At 60.8% G+C, this 18,927-nt stretch carries 16 protein-coding genes and 1 pseudogene; 14 read left to right on the top strand and 3 right to left on the bottom strand.

Annotated elements, in window-relative coordinates; all coding sequences use genetic code 11:
* Positions 1–211: 211 nt before the first annotated feature.
* Complete coding sequence (gene metE / locus J1D76_RS23390) at positions 212–2,500, bottom strand: 5-methyltetrahydropteroyltriglutamate--homocysteine S-methyltransferase (protein ID WP_421140698.1); 2,289 nt, start codon at positions 2,498–2,500, stop codon at positions 212–214.
* Positions 2,501–2,740: 240 nt separating this feature from the next.
* On the opposite strand from metE, the gene J1D76_RS23385 reads away from it, so the two are divergent.
* The 9 genes from J1D76_RS23385 (at position 2,741) to J1D76_RS23345 (ending at position 10,591) form a co-directional block, all read left to right on the top strand.
* Complete coding sequence (locus J1D76_RS23385; RefSeq protein WP_421140697.1) at positions 2,741–3,721, top strand: alpha/beta fold hydrolase; 981 nt, start codon at positions 2,741–2,743, stop codon at positions 3,719–3,721.
* Positions 3,722–3,837: 116 nt separating this feature from the next.
* Positions 3,838–6,165 carry a putative bifunctional diguanylate cyclase/phosphodiesterase gene (locus tag J1D76_RS23380; RefSeq protein ID WP_421140696.1) on the top strand — a complete coding sequence of 776 codons (2,328 nt, stop codon included), beginning with the start codon at positions 3,838–3,840 and terminating at the stop codon, positions 6,163–6,165.
* Complete coding sequence (locus J1D76_RS23375) at positions 6,153–7,016, top strand: phosphate/phosphite/phosphonate ABC transporter substrate-binding protein (protein WP_421140695.1); 864 nt, start codon at positions 6,153–6,155, stop codon at positions 7,014–7,016. Before J1D76_RS23380 ends, J1D76_RS23375 begins: the two co-directional genes overlap by 13 nt.
* 39 nt (positions 7,017–7,055) lie before the next feature.
* Positions 7,056–7,190 carry a hypothetical protein gene (locus J1D76_RS23370; RefSeq protein WP_421140694.1) on the top strand — a complete coding sequence of 45 codons (135 nt, stop codon included), beginning with the start codon at positions 7,056–7,058 and terminating at the stop codon, positions 7,188–7,190.
* A gap of 36 nt (positions 7,191–7,226) precedes the next feature.
* Complete coding sequence (locus J1D76_RS23365) at positions 7,227–7,355, top strand: hypothetical protein (protein WP_421140693.1); 129 nt, start codon at positions 7,227–7,229, stop codon at positions 7,353–7,355.
* Positions 7,356–7,405: 50 nt separating this feature from the next.
* On the top strand, positions 7,406–8,389 hold the full coding sequence (locus J1D76_RS23360) for a FecCD family ABC transporter permease (protein WP_421140700.1): 984 nt from the start codon (positions 7,406–7,408) through the stop codon (positions 8,387–8,389).
* Positions 8,389–9,156 (top strand): heme ABC transporter ATP-binding protein, encoded by a 768-nt coding sequence (locus tag J1D76_RS23355; protein WP_421140692.1) that lies wholly within the window; start codon positions 8,389–8,391, stop codon positions 9,154–9,156. The genes J1D76_RS23360 and J1D76_RS23355 overlap by 1 nt, the downstream gene beginning before the upstream one ends.
* Positions 9,157–9,468: 312 nt before the next feature.
* A complete protein-coding gene (locus J1D76_RS23350) occupies positions 9,469–10,074 on the top strand; it encodes an SCO family protein (RefSeq protein WP_421140691.1) in 606 nt (201 codons plus the stop codon).
* Position 10,075: 1 nt separating this feature from the next.
* The gene (locus tag J1D76_RS23345) at positions 10,076–10,591 is read left to right on the top strand and encodes a copper chaperone PCu(A)C (protein ID WP_421140690.1); all 516 of its coding nucleotides are present in this window, start codon (positions 10,076–10,078) and stop codon (positions 10,589–10,591) included.
* Positions 10,592–10,751: 160 nt separating this feature from the next.
* Here J1D76_RS23345 and J1D76_RS23340 read toward each other — a convergent pair.
* Both J1D76_RS23340 and J1D76_RS23335 read right to left on the bottom strand, forming a co-directional pair.
* Positions 10,752–10,958: pseudogene (locus J1D76_RS23340) on the bottom strand (OsmC family protein); the annotation flags it as partial.
* 76 nt (positions 10,959–11,034) lie between these two features.
* Positions 11,035–11,364, bottom strand: coding sequence for a hypothetical protein (locus J1D76_RS23335; RefSeq protein ID WP_421140689.1), 330 nt, complete (start codon positions 11,362–11,364; stop codon positions 11,035–11,037).
* Positions 11,365–11,546: 182 nt separating this feature from the next.
* Here J1D76_RS23335 and potE point away from each other — a divergent pair, with 182 nt between their 5' ends.
* From potE to J1D76_RS23310, 5 genes are all read left to right on the top strand, one after another.
* The gene (potE, locus tag J1D76_RS23330) at positions 11,547–12,932 is read left to right on the top strand and encodes a putrescine-ornithine antiporter (protein ID WP_421140688.1); all 1,386 of its coding nucleotides are present in this window, start codon (positions 11,547–11,549) and stop codon (positions 12,930–12,932) included.
* 16 nt (positions 12,933–12,948) lie between these two features.
* On the top strand, positions 12,949–15,234 hold the full coding sequence (locus tag J1D76_RS23325; RefSeq protein ID WP_421140687.1) for an Orn/Lys/Arg decarboxylase N-terminal domain-containing protein: 2,286 nt from the start codon (positions 12,949–12,951) through the stop codon (positions 15,232–15,234).
* Positions 15,235–15,412: 178 nt separating this feature from the next.
* On the top strand, positions 15,413–15,814 hold the full coding sequence (locus J1D76_RS23320) for a hypothetical protein (RefSeq protein ID WP_421140686.1): 402 nt from the start codon (positions 15,413–15,415) through the stop codon (positions 15,812–15,814).
* A 130-nt stretch (positions 15,815–15,944) separates the two neighbouring features.
* Complete coding sequence (locus tag J1D76_RS23315; protein ID WP_421140685.1) at positions 15,945–17,558, top strand: arylsulfatase; 1,614 nt, start codon at positions 15,945–15,947, stop codon at positions 17,556–17,558.
* 71 nt (positions 17,559–17,629) lie between these two features.
* Complete coding sequence (locus J1D76_RS23310; protein ID WP_421140684.1) at positions 17,630–18,898, top strand: OmpP1/FadL family transporter; 1,269 nt, start codon at positions 17,630–17,632, stop codon at positions 18,896–18,898.
* Positions 18,899–18,927 lie beyond the last annotated feature (29 nt).

The following is an 18,927-nucleotide window of genomic DNA, read 5'->3' as shown; positions in this document are numbered from 1 at the left end:
TGAGCCAGAAGCCGAAGACGGCTTCCACGAATAGGCCTAATACATAGATGCAACGGGGCAGCGGTTTTTCAAAAGCGGGTAGACAGTGGGGGCGAGTCCATACATAGGAGCTGGCTTGCCAGCGAAGGCGTCGGCACATTCAACATTGATCTCACCGACACATCGCTTTCGCGAGCAGGCTCGCTCCTACAAGTAGCCTGTCAGCGGGAAGTCAGGCCCATTCTTTACGCAGGTGACGTGCCGCATTGACCATGAGCAACAGCGCCGCTTCGGTTTCCGGCCAGCCGCGGGTTTTCAGGCCGCAGTCCGGGTTGACCCACAGGCGATCCGCCGGGATACGCTTGGCGGCCTTGCGCAACAGGTTGACCATTTCCGAAGAGTCCGGCACCCGTGGCGAGTGAATGTCGTAGACGCCCGGGCCGATGTCGTTTGGGTAGGCGAAGGCTTCGAACGCGTCCAGCAATTCCATGTCCGAACGCGACGTCTCGATGGTGATCACGTCGGCATCCATCGCGGCGATGGACTCGATCACGTCGTTGAATTCGCTGTAGCACATGTGGGTGTGGATCTGGGTGTCATCACGCACCCCGGAGGCGCACAAGCGGAACACTTCGGTTGCCCAGTCCAGGTAGTGCTGCCACTGTGCCTGGCGCAGCGGCAAACCTTCGCGGAACGCCGCTTCGTCGATCTGCACGATCTTGATACCGGCGGCCTCCAGGTCCATGACTTCGTCACGAATGGCCAGGGCCAGTTGTCGGGCCTGCACTTCACGGCTCACGTCTTCACGCGGGAACGACCACATCAGCATGGTCACAGGGCCGGTCAGCATGCCCTTCATCACCTTGTCGGTGAGGCCCTGGGCGTAGCGGATCCACGCTACGGTCATGGCTTTGGGACGGCTCAGGTCGCCGAAGATCACCGCCGGCTTCACGCAGCGCGAACCGTAGCTCTGCACCCAGCCAAAACGGGTGAACACGTAGCCGTCCAGTTGTTCGGCGAAGTACTCGACCATGTCGTTGCGCTCGGCTTCACCGTGCACCAGCACATCGAGGCCCAGGCGTTCCTGAACCAGCACCGCGTGACGGATCTCGCTGTGCATGGCTTCGGTGTACTCGGCCTCGGTCAGCCTGCCTTGCTTGAACGACTGGCGCGCCAGGCGGATGGACGCAGTTTGCGGGAACGAACCGATGGTGGTGGTCGGGAACAGTGGCAGGTTCAGGCCGGCACGCTGCTTCTCGATACGCTGGGCAAACAGCGAGTGACGCTGGCTGTCCTTGGCGGTAATCGCGGCCACCCGAGCCTGAACAGCCGGCTTGTGGATGCGTGGCGACGCAACACGAGCCGCCTGAACGGCGCGGCTGTGAGCCAACGCTTCCAGCACGTTCGGCGCTTGCGGCTGGTTGATGGCGTGGGCCAGTACCGCGACCTCTTCACATTTCTGCACGGCAAAGGCCAGCCAGCTTTTCAGCTCGGTGTCGAGCTTGTCTTCGCGGCCCAGGTCAACCGGGCTGTGCAGCAGCGAGCAAGACGGCGCGACCCACAGGCGATCGCCCAAGCGTTCATGAGCGTGTTGCAAGGTGGCGAGCGCATTGTCCAGGTCGCAGCGCCAGACGTTACGGCCATTGACCACGCCCAGCGACAGCACTTTGTAGGCCGGCAGACGATCGAGAATGGTCGGGTATTGCTCAGGCGCGCGCACCACGTCGATGTGCAGACCATCCACCGGCAGGTTGGCAGCCAGGCCGAGGTTCTCTTCCAGGCCACCGAAGTACGTGGCGACCAGTTTCTTCAGCGGGTCACGCTGAATCAGGTTGTAGGCACGCTCAAAGCCGTTTTTCCATGCCTGCGGCAGGTCGAGGACCAGGATCGGCTCGTCGATTTGTACCCACTCAACGCCTTGTGCCGCCAGGCGCTGGAAGATTTGGCCGTACAGCGGCAGCAGGCGATCGAGCAGGTCCAGCTTGTCGAACTCGGCGCCCTTGGCCTTGCCCAGCCACAGGTAAGTCAGCGGGCCGATGATCACGGGCTTGACGTTGTGACCCAGTGCGCGGGCTTCTTCGACTTCTTCGAACAGCTGCTCCCAGCCGAGCTGGAACTGTTGGTCGGCGCTGAACTCAGGGACGAGGTAGTGATAGTTGGTGTCGAACCACTTGGTCATTTCCTGGGCGTGCGCGCCGCCGCAGCAACTGTCACTGACACCGCGCGCCATGCCGAACAGGGTCTGCAGGCTGGCCTTGCCATCGCGCGGGCGGAAACGCTCAGGGATCACACCGAACATCAGCGAGTGAGTCAGGACCTGGTCGTACCAGGCGAAATCGCCAACCGGCAGCAGCTCGATGCCGGCGTTCTTCTGCAAGTCCCAATGACTCTTGCGCAGCTCACGGCCCACGGCGCGCAGGCCGGCTTCGTCCAGCTCGCCCTTCCAGAATGCCTCTTGAGCTTTTTTCAGTTCACGGTCGCGACCAATGCGCGGAAAACCAAGGGAATGGGCCACAGCCATGTCGTTCAACTCCAATGCGTTTGATGGGAACCATTGTCGACAGCCGCGACGAGTGAGACAAACTCATTTAATCGCGATAGTCACAAATTCTTTTCATGATCATTGCTGCAAACACGTTCGAACATTTGGCACGTCTTCACCGAGCTCGTGGTGCGTCAATCCGCGCCTGCACGTCTATCATCACGTCACATTCGTTGCCTTCAACGGAAGGCGACCCCCTCGACGAAGACGGAGAAGACCATGCGTACATCGTTCCTGCCCATCGTTCTGGCTGCCACCCTCGCCTTCACCGGTGCGGCTTTTCATATTCAGGCCAATGCGACCGGCCTCGACATTCCGGCGGCGGAAGTGAGCCAGGCGGCGGCGAAAATCCTCGATGGCAAAACCGAGGTCAACGGCGTGCGTTATCACTACCTGCTGGCCCGCGGTGGCAAGCAAACCGTGGTGCTGTTGCACGGTTGGGGATCGACCTCTTACATGTGGCGCTTCGTGATGCCGCAACTGGTGGCCAAGGGTTACACAGTGTTGGCGCCGGACCTGCGTGGCCTGGGCTATACCGCCAAACCCGCCACAGGCTATGAGAAAACCCAGATCGCCGACGACATCCATGAACTGGTCAAGGCGCTGAAACTCGACCCCAACATCAACCTGATCGGCCACGACATGGGCGGCATGGTCGCCTACGCCTACGCCGCGCAGCACCGGGACGAAGTCAGCCACCTGGCGATCCTCGATGTGCCGCTGCCCGGTATCGAGCCCTGGGACCAGATCGTGCAGTCACCGCGTACCTGGCATTTTCGCTTTTACTCGGTGCAGGACGTGCCGGAGATGCTGATCGCCGGCAAGGAGCTGGAATACATGAAGTGGTTCCACAACTCCGAATCGGTGAATGCCAGCGCATTCGACAATCAAGCCGACGAGGTCTACGGCCGCGCCTACGCCATGCCCGGTGCCCTGCGTGCCGGGTTCGAGTACTACCGCGCCTTCCCTGCCGACGTAAAGGCCAACCTGGAGTTCGCCAGGCAAAAGCTGACCATGCCGGTGCTGGGCATCGGCGGTGCCGGTAGTTTCGGGTCGATCATCGGCGAGCATCTGCGTCATGTGGCGGACAACGTCGAAGTCGTCAACATCGAAGGTTCCGGGCATTGGGTCGCCGAAGAGCAACCGGGCGCCGTGACCGACGCGTTGTTGAAGTTCCTGCCGCCGGCCACGCAAGACTGACAGCGGCTGTTGTGTAGCGCGGAGGAGTGACCGAGGGCGCCGATCAACCGAACAGTCATCAATCCGCAATGAAAATGATGGTAATCTGCCACTATCTTGCGGCAGGAATAAAATCAGTGATCCGCCGGTCCTTCTCTTCTCTGAGTTTTTTGCAATTGCTGCTGATGGCCTTGTGCACAGCGACGTTGGGATTTCTCTGGGCGCTGCATTTCCAGCAGGAGACCACGTCGCGCCGAGAAGCGCTGGCCGCCAAGGCCACCGAACACCTCAACCTGGCCAACCTCGCCGCGGAAAACCTGCGCCAGTTGGTGGACCGCGCGCAAGCGGTCGGCAAGGTCACGCGGGGCGACATTGAAAACCTCGGGCAACAGAACCACGGCCTGGTCCGCATGCTGGCCGAGGACCCGGTGTTCAAGCGCATGAGCCTGTATGACAGTGAAGGCCGTTTGCTGTCGGCCAGCCATGCCGAGGAAGCCCAGCAACTGCCCAAAGAATGGCTGGCCCAACTCAACGCCCATGCCGGGCAATATGGCCTCAAGGCGTTCCTGCCAGGGGTGCCGAACGCACCCGGCAGCCGTTTGCTGCCGAACTGGCGATTGCCGTTTTTGCTGCCGTTGGTGGATGCCGCGACCGGCAAGATGGACAGCATTCTGGTGGTGCAACTGGATGTCGGCTATCTGGCGACCCTGTTCGAACACATCGAGTTGGGCCAGAGCGGCATGGTGCGCTTGCTCGATAATGATGGCCGCGAACGCTTGCGCATCAGCAGCAGCGGGGTCGTGGTGTCCGGCGCGCCCCTGACGCCCGAGTTGCCCGCCATCGGCGACCTGGCCGGCAAGGTCACCCAATATGTTGCCGGCGAGCCCTTCCAGAGCCTGTACCTGCGCGTGCCGCAGCGCGGCTTCAGCGTGATGGTCAGCCAGGCCAATGATGAAATCCTTCAATCCTCACGCCTGACCTACAAGCACCAGCTGTGGCTGAACGTGTGCATGACCCTGCTGATTCTGGGCAGCCTGATCTGGACGTTGCGCGTGTTGCGCAAGCGCCAGGAAGCGTTCAATGCGCTGGAGCAGGCGCAGTTGGTCAATCAGCAACTGATTGGCCGACTCGAAGAGGAACACCGGCGCAGCAGCCATGCTGCTGCCACTGACCACCTCAGCGGCCTGCACAATCGGCGGCAATTTCTCGAAGTCGCGGCACATACCTTGTCCAGACAACGTGGCAAGCGACAGTTAATGGCGATCCTGTTCATCGACATGGACCGTTTCAAATCGATCAATGACTCGTTAGGGCACAAGGTCGGCGACTTATTGCTACAGGCAGTGGCCGGACGCATTCAACGCTTGCTGGAGCCCGGCGACGAAGCGGCGCGGTTTGGCGGCGATGAATTCGTGGTGCTACTGGCCGGTGAGCGTACCGAGGATCAGATCGATGCCTGGGCACGCGCCCTGGTGCAAAAACTCTCGGCGGTCTACTCGCTCCACCCGCATGAACTGCGCACCAGCCCCAGCGTCGGTGTCAGCCTGTGCCCACGTGACGGCCAGAACATCGATGAGTTGATCCGCAACGCCGATGCCGCGATGTACTCGGCCAAGCGCGCCGGTCGTGGGCAATATCGCTATTTCGACCCGTCGCTGAATGTCGCGGACATCGAAGAGTTCACCTTGGAGCAGGCGTTTGGCGGCGCACTGAGCGAGCGCCAGTTCATCCTGCATTACCAGCCGCAGATTCGCCTGGACTCGATGCTCGTCGATGGTTATGAAGCACTGGTGCGCTGGGAACACCCCGAGTTCGGCCTGCTGTATCCGGACCGTTTCATCTCGCTGTCCGAACGCAGCGGGTTTATCGTCGCGCTCGGCTGGGAAGTGCTGCGCCTGGCCTGCGAAAGCCTGGCCCAGTGGCACGCACAGGGACGCCAAATTGCGCTATCGATCAACGTGTCGACGATCCAGTTGCGCCAGGCCGACTTCAGCACACGCGTGCTCGACGAGTTGCAGCGCTACGCCATCGAACCGCAGTACCTGGAACTGGAAATCACCGAAACCACGGTCCTGGATCATCAGGGCCAGGCCATCGAACACCTGCAACGTCTACGCCGTGCCGGCCTGCACATCAGCCTCGACGATTTCGGCAAGGGCTACGCCGGTTTCGCCCATCTGCAATCGTTGCCGCTGACCAAGCTGAAGATCGACCGCACCCTGATCGCGCCGCTGTCCAACAGCCCGGATGACAGCCCGATCGTCTCGTCGACGATCATTCTGGCCAAGCGCCTTGGGCTCGAAGTGGTCGCCGAAGGGGTCGAGACCCGCGAGCAAGTGGTGTGCCTGAAACTGGCCGGCTGCGACGTGGCGCAGGGGTATCACTTCAGTCGACCGTTGTCCTCGGCGCAACTGCATGAGTATTCCCCTTTCATCAATTCGGTGGCGACAGCATGCGTGGAATGAAAGGCCTGGTCGTGCTGTTGATGGCGTTGTGCGTGGCAACGACGGTGCAGGCCAAGTGCACTCAGCAAGGCTTGCGTATCGCGGTCATTCCGAAGAAAAACATGGACGTGCTGCGGGAACACCAGCCCCTGGCCGACCGCTTGAGCGCGCAATTACATATGCCGGTGGAGATCGTGCCTTCCTCGTCCTATGAAAGCGTGGTGGATGCCATCGTCTCCGGCGGCGTGGACATCGCCTGGCTCGGCCCGGCCTCGTACATGCTGGCGTACCAGCGCGACCCGCGCATCGAACCCTTTGCCAGCCTGACCATCAGTCGCGGTTACTTCACGCCTGCCGGCCATCACTACCAAGCCCTTTTGCTGGCCCGTCGCCAGGTGGCTGAAGACGTGGAGGCGCTGCGCGGCAAACGGGTGGCCTTGACCGACCCGGCCAGCACTTCGGGCAGTGTGGTGCCCAGCACTGAATTCTCGGCCCGGGTGGGCCAACCGCTTGTGCAGTTTTTTGGCTCGGTGGTGTATTCCGGCTCCCATGACAAATCGATGGACGCGCTGCTGGAAGGCAAAGTGGATGCGGCGTTTGTCTCGAGCGTGCGGGCCGATGCTTACCTCAATAGCGGCAAGTTCAAGCGCGACACCTTTGAGGTGCTCTGGCGCTCGGACCCGATTTACTACGATCCGTTCGTGTTCAGCGGTTCGCTCTGTGCGTCACTGAAACAGCGTGCTCGCGCAGCCATGTTGAATAACCAGGAAGGCCTGGCGAGCTTCCTTGATTCACAGGAAGCGACCGGGATCGTCCCGGTCAGCCATGCCGAATATGCGCCGTTGCTGCGCATGATGCAGCCAGTGCCCTAACAGACGCCGTAAGAACCTGTGGCGAGGGGGCTTGTCCCTATGACCGAACGGTTGCATGTGCGCAAGCCGAGCGTCGATGGCATCATCACCCGTTACGAAGGTTCAATGCCGCAACAAATGGCTGACCCGGTTATCGGCGTGCGCAAGCCCGGCATTGCAGAGCTGCCCTGCTGAAACCGCCACGACTCTGATCGGCTAAGGGAAATACCGATGCTTATGAAAACTCCGCTGGCTTGCACCCGCGTGCTCGACAGCCAGATGGGCGCCGACGCCTTGCCGCGTCTATCCACGGCGTTCAATCGGCACGTTAAATCGCAGTCTGCCGGGGTTAACCCATGACGGCCATTTTTCGGTCGCGTCCGACGTTGATCTGCTTGCTGTTGTTGCTGGTGCTGGTGTTCTGGCTGTCCCTGGCCCTGGGGCCGGTCAGCCTGCCGCTGGGCGATACCTTGTTGGCCGGGCTGCGTTTGCTCGGGTTGCCGCTCGAGGGCGGTGACACGCAGCAGGCGGAGCTGATTCTCGGTCAGATTCGCCTGCCGCGCAGCCTGCTCGGGATTGCCGTGGGGTCGGTCTTGGCGCTGTCCGGCGTGGCGATGCAGGGGTTGTTTCGCAACCCCTTGGCCGATCCAGGCCTGGTTGGGGTGTCTGGCGGTGCGGCGCTCGGTGCCGCCCTCGCCATTGTCGGTGGCAGCCTGCTCGGGGGCGTGCCACCGGCCATCGAGCCATACCTGTTGTCGATCTGCGCCTTTGCCGGTGGCTTGATCGTGACGGCGGTGGTGTATCGCTTCGGGCGCCGCAATGGGCAAACCGACGTCGCCACCATGCTCCTGGCGGGTGTGGCGATGACGGCCATGGCCGGTGCCGGGGTTGGGCTGTTCACGTACCTGGCCGATGATGCGACCTTGCGCACGCTGACGTTCTGGAACCTGGGCAGCCTCAATGGCGCCAGTTACCAACGTTTGTGGCCATTGCTGATCGTCGCGGTCGGCGTGGCGTTATGGTTGCCCCGTCGGGCTGCTGCACTTAATGCCATGTTGCTGGGCGAATCCGAAGCCCGTCATTTGGGCTTCGACATCGAGCGGATCAAGCTTGAGCTGGTGCTGTGCACGGCGCTCGGCGTCGGCGCGGCCGTCGCGGCGGCCGGCCTGATCGGTTTCATAGGCCTGGTGGTGCCGCACCTGATGCGCTTGCTGGTCGGCCCTGATCACCGGGTGTTGCTGCCCGCCTCCTTGTTGGCCGGTGCCAGCCTGCTGTTGCTGGCCGATCTGGCGGCGCGCCTGGTGTTGGCGCCGGCTGAGCTGCCCATCGGGATCGTCACCGCGCTAATTGGTGCGCCGTTCTTTCTTTACTTGCTGGTGCGAGGGCGTTCCTGATGCTGCGGGCAAACAACTTGCTGGTCCGCCGTGGCAACCGCACGGTACTGGCCAACATCGATATCGAATTATGTCCCGGCGAAGTGCTGGGCGTACTGGGGCCCAACGGTGCCGGCAAAAGCACCCTGCTTGCCGCGCTGTGCGGTGAGTTGGCGACCAGCGAAGGCACCGTCACTCTCGACGAGCGCAAGCTCGCCGACTGGCCGGGCCAGGACCGGGCCAAGCGCCTGGCCGTGTTGCCGCAGAGTTCGAGCCTGAACTTTGCGTTCACGGTCAACGAAGTCGTTGGCATGGGGCGCTTGCCCCATGCCAGCGGCCGCGTGCGCGATGGCGAAATCGTCGCCGAAGCGCTGCGTTGCGCCGATGCCCTGCACCTGGCCGGGCGCAGCTATCTGGCGCTGTCCGGTGGCGAACGCCAGCGCGTGCACCTGGCACGGGTACTGGCGCAACTCTGGCCGGGCGCCAGGGACCAGATCCTGCTGCTCGACGAACCGACCTCGATGCTCGACCCGCTGCACCAGCACACCATCCTGCAAGCGGTGCGCGACTTCGCCGGACGTGGCGCGGCCGTGCTGGTGATCCTGCATGACCTCAACCTGGCCGCGCGTTATTGCGATCAACTGCTGCTGTTGCAACAGGGCTTGCCCCACGCCTACGGTCCACCGGCCGACGTGCTGACCGCCGAGGCGCTGGCGGCGGTGTATGGGCTCGAAGTGCTGATCCACCAGCACCCGGAACGCGGCCACCCATTGATCATCGCGCGCTGAAACCGTCCCCTCTTTCTTGCATCGAGGGGCATTTATCTATTAAGGACAACCGATGCGCTTTCTGTTGCTGTGACGACATCCGCGAGTCCCATTGCGGCCTGCTGCCCGAGCGCGAAGTTGCGTCGTTAAACGCCACCAGAGCGCTGTGGGCTTAAGCAAAGGCCAGCGCGACACTATGTCACGCCTCCCCAGCGGTCCAATGGTCGAATCCGGTCCGCCGTCACCGGCACAGTTTGTTAACATCCCCACGATTTTTCGTCTGTACAGTCATCACGCTGTCATTTCAGCCTGTTCAACAGGATGCTTTTTTTCATGAGTACTGTGTATACCCGCCGAACTGTCTTGCAAGGCATGGGCCTGTTGAGCCTGGGTTTGCTCGCCGGTTGCGACGACAGCAGCAAGCTATCGTTCAAGTACGGCAAAGACCTCAGCGACAAGATCATGGGGCGCAACTTCAAGCTCAAGAACACCGAGGGCGAAACCCGGATGCTCGGTAGCTATCGCGGCCTGATGCCGATGGTGTTCTTCGGTTTCACCCAATGCCCGGCCGTGTGCCCGACCACCCTGGCCCGCGCCGCACAGGCCAAGAAGTTGATGGGTCGTGACGGGGAACGGTTGCAGGTGATCTTCATCACCCTCGACCCCGAGCGCGACACGCCCGAGCTACTCGACAAGTACGTCAAGGCGTTCGACCCGAGTTTCGAAGCGCTGTACGGCACCCTGGAAGAAACCGCCGCCACCGCCAAGGAGTTCGGCGTGTTCTTCGAGAAAGTCCCGAGCGGCGACACCTACACCCTCTCCCATACCGCGACCAGTTTTGTCTTCGACTCCCGGGGCAATCTGCGCCTGGGGCTGTCCGCGTCCCTGACGGCCAAAGAGTGTGCAGAAGACCTGCTCACCGTGATGGAGGTTTGCTGAAATGAGTGCCCCGCAAGCTAAAAACCGTTTTACACAACGCTGCAAGCAATTGGCACTGGGCTTGTCGCTGATCGGCCTGGCCTTCCAGGCGTCGGCACAAACCACCGTCGAAAACGCCTGGGTCCGCGCCACCGTGGCCGGCCAGCCCTCCAGCGGCGCCTTCATGACCGTCACCGCCAGCAGCGACAGCAAACTGCTGAGCGTGCAGACGCCAGTGGCCAAGCTGGTGCAGATTCATGAAATGAGCATGAAAGACGACGTGATGAAAATGCAGCAGGTCGAAGCCGTCGCACTGCCCGCGGGCAAAGCGGTGAACTTCGACCCCAACGGCTATCACATCATGCTGATGAACCTGACAGGCCAGATCAAGGAAGGCGACAAGGTGCCGCTGACCCTGACCGTCGAAGACGCCAAGGGCCAGAAAGAGTCGATTCAGGTTGAAGCCGTTGCCAAGGCGATCGGCACCATGGATCACGGCTCGATGGAACACGATCACAGCAAGATGAAAATGGACTGATTGCTGCCAAAAACACAAACCCTGTGGGAGCGAGCCTGCACGCGAAAGGGCCGTTACAGTCAGCTTCGCTGTCGCCTGACAGACCGTATTCGCTGGCAAGCCAGCGCCTACAAAAAGCGTTGCACGTTCACCGTCGTCGAGGCATCCCATTCAGCTCGCGTCAAACGAGCTTGAGCACGACGTTGATGTTGTTGCGCGTGGCCTTCGAGTACGGGCAGTACTGGTGCCCGGTGTCGACAATTTTCTGTGCGGTTTCGCGGTCCAGCCCTGGCAGTCTGACATTCAACCGCGCCTGCAACAGATAGCCGCCTTCATTGGTCCCCAAGTCGACCTCGGCATCGACGGCCACATCCTTGGGCGGCGCGACTGTCGCGGGGATGGGCAATCAATATAGACGTGTTAGTTCCACACCGTGGTCGAACCGACCGGCGCCCGCTTTTACTTTATTTACGTGCCAACTTGTACCGGATGCAATCCTCATAAAAACTCTGCCGCACAGACGCAGGCTTGAATCGCGACGGACTGTCATAAGTTTGTTCTGTAATGCCAAGTGCCATCATGCGCATCCAGGATTTAGAGAACTTGTAGACCTGGATTTTTTGCCGGGCGGCATACAGGGAAACCCCCGAAAGCTTCAGTTCCTGCGCCTTTGCGGCGGTACCGGCACCCCAGCTGCACATGTACTGATCATTGCTTGCCAGTGCTTTGGCATGAGCCGAATTGGCTATACCCGCCACAACTAGCGGGATTAACGCTATCCATGTCTTGCGCATCTTGACCTATCTAACTAGTTGAATATGAACTAATTTTGCGGGGGATTTTTCAACTTGGGGGCCAGTATCCTGCCCTTTTTGCAAATTAGTGCAAAAACAAGATGGTTAGCGCCATTTCTTGCTAGTTTTCAATCCTTTGCTATAGCTAAGACTCTCAATCGCCAACTAAATGGGGCAACGGAATGTCAGTCGCAAAGAAAATGAGTGTGGGGCAACTGACAATGTTGACTGCAGTCAACATGTTGGGCTCAGGCATTGTGCTACTCCCGACTAAACTCGCGGAAGTCGGTGCAATTTCGATTCTCTCCTGGTTGGTCACAGCCACCGGCTCGCTCGCTCTGGCCTACGCCTTTGCGCGATGCGGGATGCTCAGCCGCAAGACCGGCGGCATGGGCGGTTACGCCGAATACACCTTCGGTAAAGCGGGTAACTACATCACCAACTACACCTACGGCCTGTCGCTGTTGATTGCCAACGTGGCCATCAGTATTACCGCGGTTGGCTATATTCAGGTGCTATTCGGAATAAAACTGGATTCGCTGCAAGTCGGTCTGGCGACCATTGCCCTGCTCTGGATCACCACCTTCGCCAACTTCGGCGGCGCGCGCATTACCGGCCGGATCGGTGCGATCACGGTATGGGGTGTGATTGCCCCCGTGGTGCTGGTCTCCACGATTGGCTGGTTCTGGTTCGACAGCAGCGTCTACGCCGCTGGCTGGAACCCCCACGACAAGGGCTGGTTTGAAGCAGCCGGCGCCTCGGTGGCGATCACCCTGTGGGCCTTCCTTGGTCTGGAATCGGCTTGCGCCAACACCGATGCGGTGGAAAACCCAGAGCGCAACGTTCCGATTGCCGTACTGGGCGGTACGCTGGGTGCGGCGGTGATCTACATCGTCTCCACCAACGTCATCTTCGGTATCGTTGGCAACGCAGAACTGGTCGCGTCCACTGCGCCGTTCGGCCTGGTGTTTGCCCACATGTTCACCCCGTTTGTCGGTGACATCGTGATGGCCGCCATGGTGCTTGCCTGCATCGGTTCGCTGCTCGGTTGGCAGTTCACCATTGCCCAGGTGTACGCCAGCTCGGCGAACACCGGTTACTTCCTGCCAATTTTTGCCAAGGGCAACAAGGCCGGCACGCCGATCATCGGCATGCTGGTGCTGCTGGCGGCGCAAACCGCGTTGGCCCTGCTGACCATCAGTCCTGACTTGAGCAAACAGTTCGACACCCTGGTCAACCTCGCGGTGGTCACCAACCTGGTGCCGTACATCCTGTCGATGGCCGCACTGATGACCATGCAGAAGGTGTCCAATGTTCCCGAGAGCAAGGCATTGGCAACCAACGTCATCGCCGTGATCGCGGCGGCCTACAGCTACCTGGCGCTGTACAGCTCCGGTGAGCAGGCGCTGATGCTTGGCGGCGTGGCGACCATCTTCGGCTACACCCTGTTCGGCTTCGTCAACAACCGCCTGATTCGCCTCGAAGCACAAAACAACAGCGTACCGACGCAAACCGTCAGCGCGCAGCACCTCACTGCCGAGCCAGTGCCGGTCAACAACCTGAATTAACTGTGGAGGTTCAATCATGACGGAATATAAACATTCGCTGGGCATGCTGGCGCTACTGGTCAGCACGCCCCCCGACAAGCGAACGGTGTTCGGCCGTGCCCTGGACCATCTGGTCCACGATGTCGAGGGGCGAGGCGTCAGCGTACTGGCCTCGGAAAGCCTCACCGATGCCGCGTCCATCCTGCGTTCGGACCCCGCCGTTCAGTGCGTGCTCATTCGTTGGGAGATGGACACCAGCGAAGGCCACGCCGATTGCATCAAGTTGTTGGTCAAACTGCGCGAGCGCAACACCCGTGTGCCAGTGTTCCTGATCAGCGACCGCACCACGGCGTCGAGCATTCCGCTGCTGGTCATGCAACACGCCGACGACTTCATCTGGCTGCCCGAAGACACCGCCAGCTTCCTCAGCGGACGCATCCTGGCGGCCATCGAGCGCTATCGTCAGGCGGCGTTGCCACCGATGTTCGGCGCGCTGGTGAAATTCGCCCGCACCTATGAATACTCGTGGCACACCCCGGGCCATGCCGGCGGCACCGCGTTCCTGAAAAGTACCGCGGGTCGTGCGTTCTACGAGTTCTTCGGTGAAAACCTGCTGCGTTCCGACCTGTCGATCTCGGTGGGCGAACTCGGTTCGCTGCTCGACCACAGCGGCCCGATCGGCCAGGGCGAGCGCTATGCCGCCAAGGTCTTCGGTGCGCACCGCACGTACTACGTGACCAACGGTTCGTCGATGTCCAACCGCGTCATCCTCATGGCCAGCGTCACGCGCAACCAGATCGCCCTGTGCGACCGCAATTGCCACAAGTCGGCCGAACACGCGATGACCCTGTCCGGGGCGATCCCGACCTACCTGGTGCCGACCCGCAACCGCTACGGCATCATCGGCCCGATCCTGCCGCAGACCCTGAGCGCCGAAGGCGTGAAAGCGGCCATCGCCAACAACCCGTTGGTCAAGAAAGGCATCGACCCGACGCCGGTCCACGCCATCGTCACCAACTCCACCTATGACGGCCTGACCTACAACGTCACCCGCGTTGAAGAGCTGCTGGGCGAAAGCGTCGACCGCCTGCACTTCGACGAAGCCTGGTATGGCTATGCGCGTTTCAACCCGTTGTACACCGGGCGCCATGCCATGCACGGCAACCCGGCCGACCACGACAAGTCCAAGCCAACCGTGTTCGCCACCCAGTCGACGCACAAGCTGTTGGCCGCCCTGTCCCAGGCTTCGATGATCCACGTGCGCGACGGGCGTAACCCGATCGAACACGCACGCTTCAACGAGTCGTACATGATGCATGCCTCGACCTCGCCGAACTACGCGATCATGGCCTCGTGCGACGTCAGCTCGGCGATGATGGAAGCCCCGAGCGGGCAGATCCTCACCAACGAATCGATTGAAGAAGCGATCAGTTTCCGTCAGGTCCTGTCGCGCATGCACAACGAGATGCTGAGCAAGGACGACTGGTTCTTCACCTGCTGGCAGCCGCCGAGCGTACAGGTGGGCGCCGCGACCGTGCCGTTCCATGAAGTCGACCCGAACACGCTGAAAACCGACCCTAATTGCTGGGTCCTGCACCCCAACGCGGTCTGGCACGGCTTCGGTGATATCGAAGAAGGCTACTGCATGCTCGACCCGATCAAGGTCTCGGTGCTCAGCCCGGGCATGGGTGACGACGGCAGCCTGCTCGCTTCCGGCATCCCGGCCTGCGTGATCACGGCGTACCTGGGCCGCCAGGGCATCGTGGTCGAGAAAACCACCGACTTCACCATCTTGTTCCTGTTCTCCATCGGCATCACCAAAGGCAAGTGGGGCACGCTGCTCAACGCCCTGCTCGACTTCAAGCGTGACTATGACGACAACGCCGAACTGGAACTGTGCCTGCCTGATCTGTACAGCGCCAACCAGCAACGTTATGCCGGCATGGGCCTGAAGGACCTGGCCGACGAAATCTTCGCCGCCATGAAGAAGCACAAGACCACCGCCAACATGTCCCAGGCCTTCGGCACCCTGCCAAAAGCCGAGTTCAGCCCGGTAGAGGCCTACGAAAAACTGGTGCGCAACGACATCGAACTGGTGACCCTCGAGCAGGCCGCCGGCCGCCTCGCCGCGACCGGGATCGTGCCGTATCCGCCAGGTATTCCATTGTTGATGCCAGGTGAGAACGCTGGCCCGGCGGACGGTCCGCTGCTGGCGTACCTCAAGGCACTGGAAGCGTTCGACCGCTCCTTCCCAGGCTTCACCCATGACACCCACGGGATCGAAGTCGAAGACGGCGTTTACCGGATGCTGGTACTGAAATAAGTCATACGGCTACACCCTGTGGGAGCGGGCTTGCTCGCGAAGGCATCACTTCAGCCAATGCAAATGTTGACTGCAAGACCGTTTTCGCGAGCAAGCCCGCTCCCACATTTTTTTAACCGCTGTCACAGCAAAAAACCCTATGGGCAAACTCAATCACCGCGCTCTATGATTGATCCCCATGACCACCACTGCTCCTTTGCGCTCACCCTGCCCGCCCGGCGCCTGCGACTGCGGGCGTGACCCGTTGCTGGAAACGCCGGGGGCCGACCTGCGCATCCTATTTCTGACTCGCAACGAAGAAAAACGCCTGATCGAACGCCTGGAAAACCTGCAGAGCCTGAACGACCTCGAACACCTGCAACGGCGCATGCTCGAACAGTTGGGCATTCGCGTGGACATTGCTCCTGGCTTCAACGAAGTGCGCACCATGCGCGGCATCGGCATCCAGGTTGGCGAACTGCCGGGCCTGTGCCGCAAGACCCGCGCCAACATCCCCGCCGCCATACGCCGTGCCCTGGAAAAGCGCCCGGAGATCGCCTACGCGCTGCTCAACGCCAACGACCTGCTGCGCGACGCCTGAAACACAACTTTCTGACTAGTCATTACTGGATAAATCGTGATTCAAACCTACGCTCTTCGCGGGGGTGATGAAATTCAACGACGGTTGGGGGCTCGTCTCGATGTACTCACGCAGTACGCTGGAGCTCGAAATGAACCGCACAACCTTATCCGCGATCTTCGCTGCACCCCTTTTGCTGTCTGCAATGATGCTCCCCGGCCTGAGTCTGGCCGCCGACAAGGCCCCCAATATCCTGGTGATCATGGGTGACGATGTGGGCTGGTCGAATATCGGCGTCTATAACCAGGGCATGATGGCCGGCAAGACACCCAACCTGGACCAACTGGCGAACGAAGGCATGCGTTTCACCGATTACTACGCTGAAGCCAGCTGCACCGCCGGGCGCGCCAACTTCATCACCGGCGAGCTGCCGATTCGAACGGGCATGACCACCGTGGGCCAGGCCGGCTCGCCCGTGGGCATTCCTGACGAAGCCGTGACCATCGCCACCGCCCTCAAAGCCATGGGCTATGCCACTGGCCAGTTCGGCAAGAACCACTTGGGCGACCTTAACCAGTTCCTGCCCACCGTGCATGGCTTCGATGAATTCTTCGGCTACCTCTACCACCTTGATGCCATGGAAGACCCGTCGCACCCCAACTATCCGAAGGAACTGCTGGACAGCGTCGGCCCGCGCAACATGGTCCACAGCTGGGCCGCCGCCACCGATGACCCGACCGTGATGCCGCGCTGGGGCAAGGTCGGCAAGCAGAAAATCGAAGACGCCGGAACGCTCTACCCGGATCGGATGAAAACCGTCGACGACGAAATTCGCGACAAGGCCTTCTCGTTCATCGACAAGGCCAAGCAAGACAACAAACCGTTCTTCGTCTGGCTCAACCCGACGCGCATGCACATCGTCACGCACCTGTCCGACAAATATGAAGCCATGCGCAATGCGGAAAACGGCTGGTCGGAACAGGAAGCCGGCATGGCGCAACTCGATGACATCGTCGGTGAGGTCCTGACCAAGCTGAAGAAAGACGGCATGGACGACAACACCATCGTGATCTTCACTACCGACAACGGTGCGGAAAACTTCACCTGGCCCGATGGCGGTACCACGCCGTTTGCCATGGGCAAAGGCACGGTCATGGAAGGCGGCTTCCGGGTGCCGGCAATCATCCGCTGGCCTGGCAAGGTACCCGCCAACCACATCGCCAACGGCATCATGTCCGGCATGGACTGGTTCCCGACCCTGGTGGCGGCGGCGGGCAACCCGAATATCACGGCCGAACTGCTCAAAGGCAAACAATTGGGCGATACAACCTACAAAGTTCATCTGGACGGCTATGATCAAACACCAATGATTACTGGAAAAGGTCCGTCGAACCGGCATGAAATCTTCTACTTTGGAGAGAGCGCCCTGGGGGCGATCCGCATCGATGACTTCAAATATCGCTTCATTGACCAGCCTGGGGGCTGGCTGGGGGCCAAGGTCACGCTGGACATGCCGATCCTGACCAACCTGCGGCTTGATCCGTTCGAGCGTGCCGGATGGCCGGAAAACATGTCGGCCAGTGGTTCGCTGGAATACTTCGAATGGTTCAAGTTCCAGTTCTGGCGTTTTGTTTTTGTGCAACAACAAGTTGTAAAACTGGCCGAGTCAGCCGTTGAATTTCCGCCGATGCAAAAAGGCGCGAGCTTCAACCTGGAAGCGGTCAAGGCCAAGATCGAAGCCGCCCGGGCGGCCATGGCCAAGTAAACAGCCGAATCCAAGGGTGGCCCGCACCGGCCACCGGCGGATTTGAAATGGACATTTGCTGAGGTGGATACATGCCGACAAAAAAACTTGCCCTGCCCGCTTGCGCGCTACTGGCCCTGAGCTGTCAACAAGCCTGGGCCGGCGGCATCATGCTCTACGAAATCGGCACCGACAATGCCGGCCTGGCCAACGCCGGCGCCGCTGCCCGCGCCCAGGGCCCATCGACCATCGCCAGCAACCCGGCGGGCATGAGTTACTTGCCCGGCACGCAAATCACCGGTGGCCTGCAAGTGCTCTATGGCGACCTGACCTTCGATCGCGACTCCGGCACCAACGTTTCAGGCAGCGGCAGTGGCAATGCCCTCGACCCGATACCCGGCGCCAGCTTCTTCATCAGCCATGAACTGGACGATCACTGGAGCGTCGGTTTCGGCTCCTACGGTGACTTCGGCCTGGCAGTCAAATACGACAACGGCTGGTCCGGCCGCTACTTCTCACAAGACTCCAGCCTGCTCGGTCTGTCACTGGTGCCGAGCGTGGCGTATCGCTTCAACGAGCAATGGTCGGTGGGCCTGGGCATCAAGGCCATGTACGGCATGCTGCAAGCGCAAACGGCCATCGACCGCTCACCGTTCGGTCTCACCGACCGTTCGGATGGCCAGTACAAATACAAGGACAATGCCTGGGGTTACGGCGCCAACGTCGGCGTGATCTACGCCCCGCAACCCGGTACGCGCATCGGTCTTGCCTACACCAGCCAGGTCGACCTGGACTTCAAGGACCGACTCGACGTGAAGGGTGATGGTCCGGTGCTGCGAAATATCGACAACACCAAAACCGAAATCGACACCAAGGTGCCGCAAACCGTGACCCTGAGCCTGTTCCAGCAACTGGACCGGCAATGGGCGCTGCTGGCCTCGGCCAACTGGCAGGACTGGTCCGAGTTCGGCGATATCGGGCTTGAGGTCGACACCACGGCGTTTGGTTCGCAATCGAAAAACGTCGACGCCGGCTTCAAGGACACCTGGCACCTCTCGCTCGGCGCGCAGTACCAGGCCACCGAGCAGTTGTTGTGGAACGTCGGCGTGGCCTACGACAGCAGCGCCGTCTCGGACGGCAACCGCAGCGTGCTCGTCCCGATGAACGAATCCTGGCGCATTGCGACAGGAGCCACCTATGCTCTGAACAAAGACACCGATGTCAACGTCAGCTGGGCTATGGTCTGGCTCGGTGACATGCCGGTCGACCAGACCAAGTCCACCTCAGGTGGTCGAATTTCCGGTCAATTCGACAACGCCTGGATTCAAGCGCTGACCGGTAACATGACCTGGCGATTCTGATGTCTTGTAAACAAAAGAACGACGATTTC

The sequence above is a fragment of the Pseudomonas sp. NFX15 genome (assembly GCF_049132105.1).
Taxonomy (GTDB): domain Bacteria; phylum Pseudomonadota; class Gammaproteobacteria; order Pseudomonadales; family Pseudomonadaceae; genus Aquipseudomonas.
This window is presented reverse-complemented; position numbering and strand designations above follow the sequence as displayed.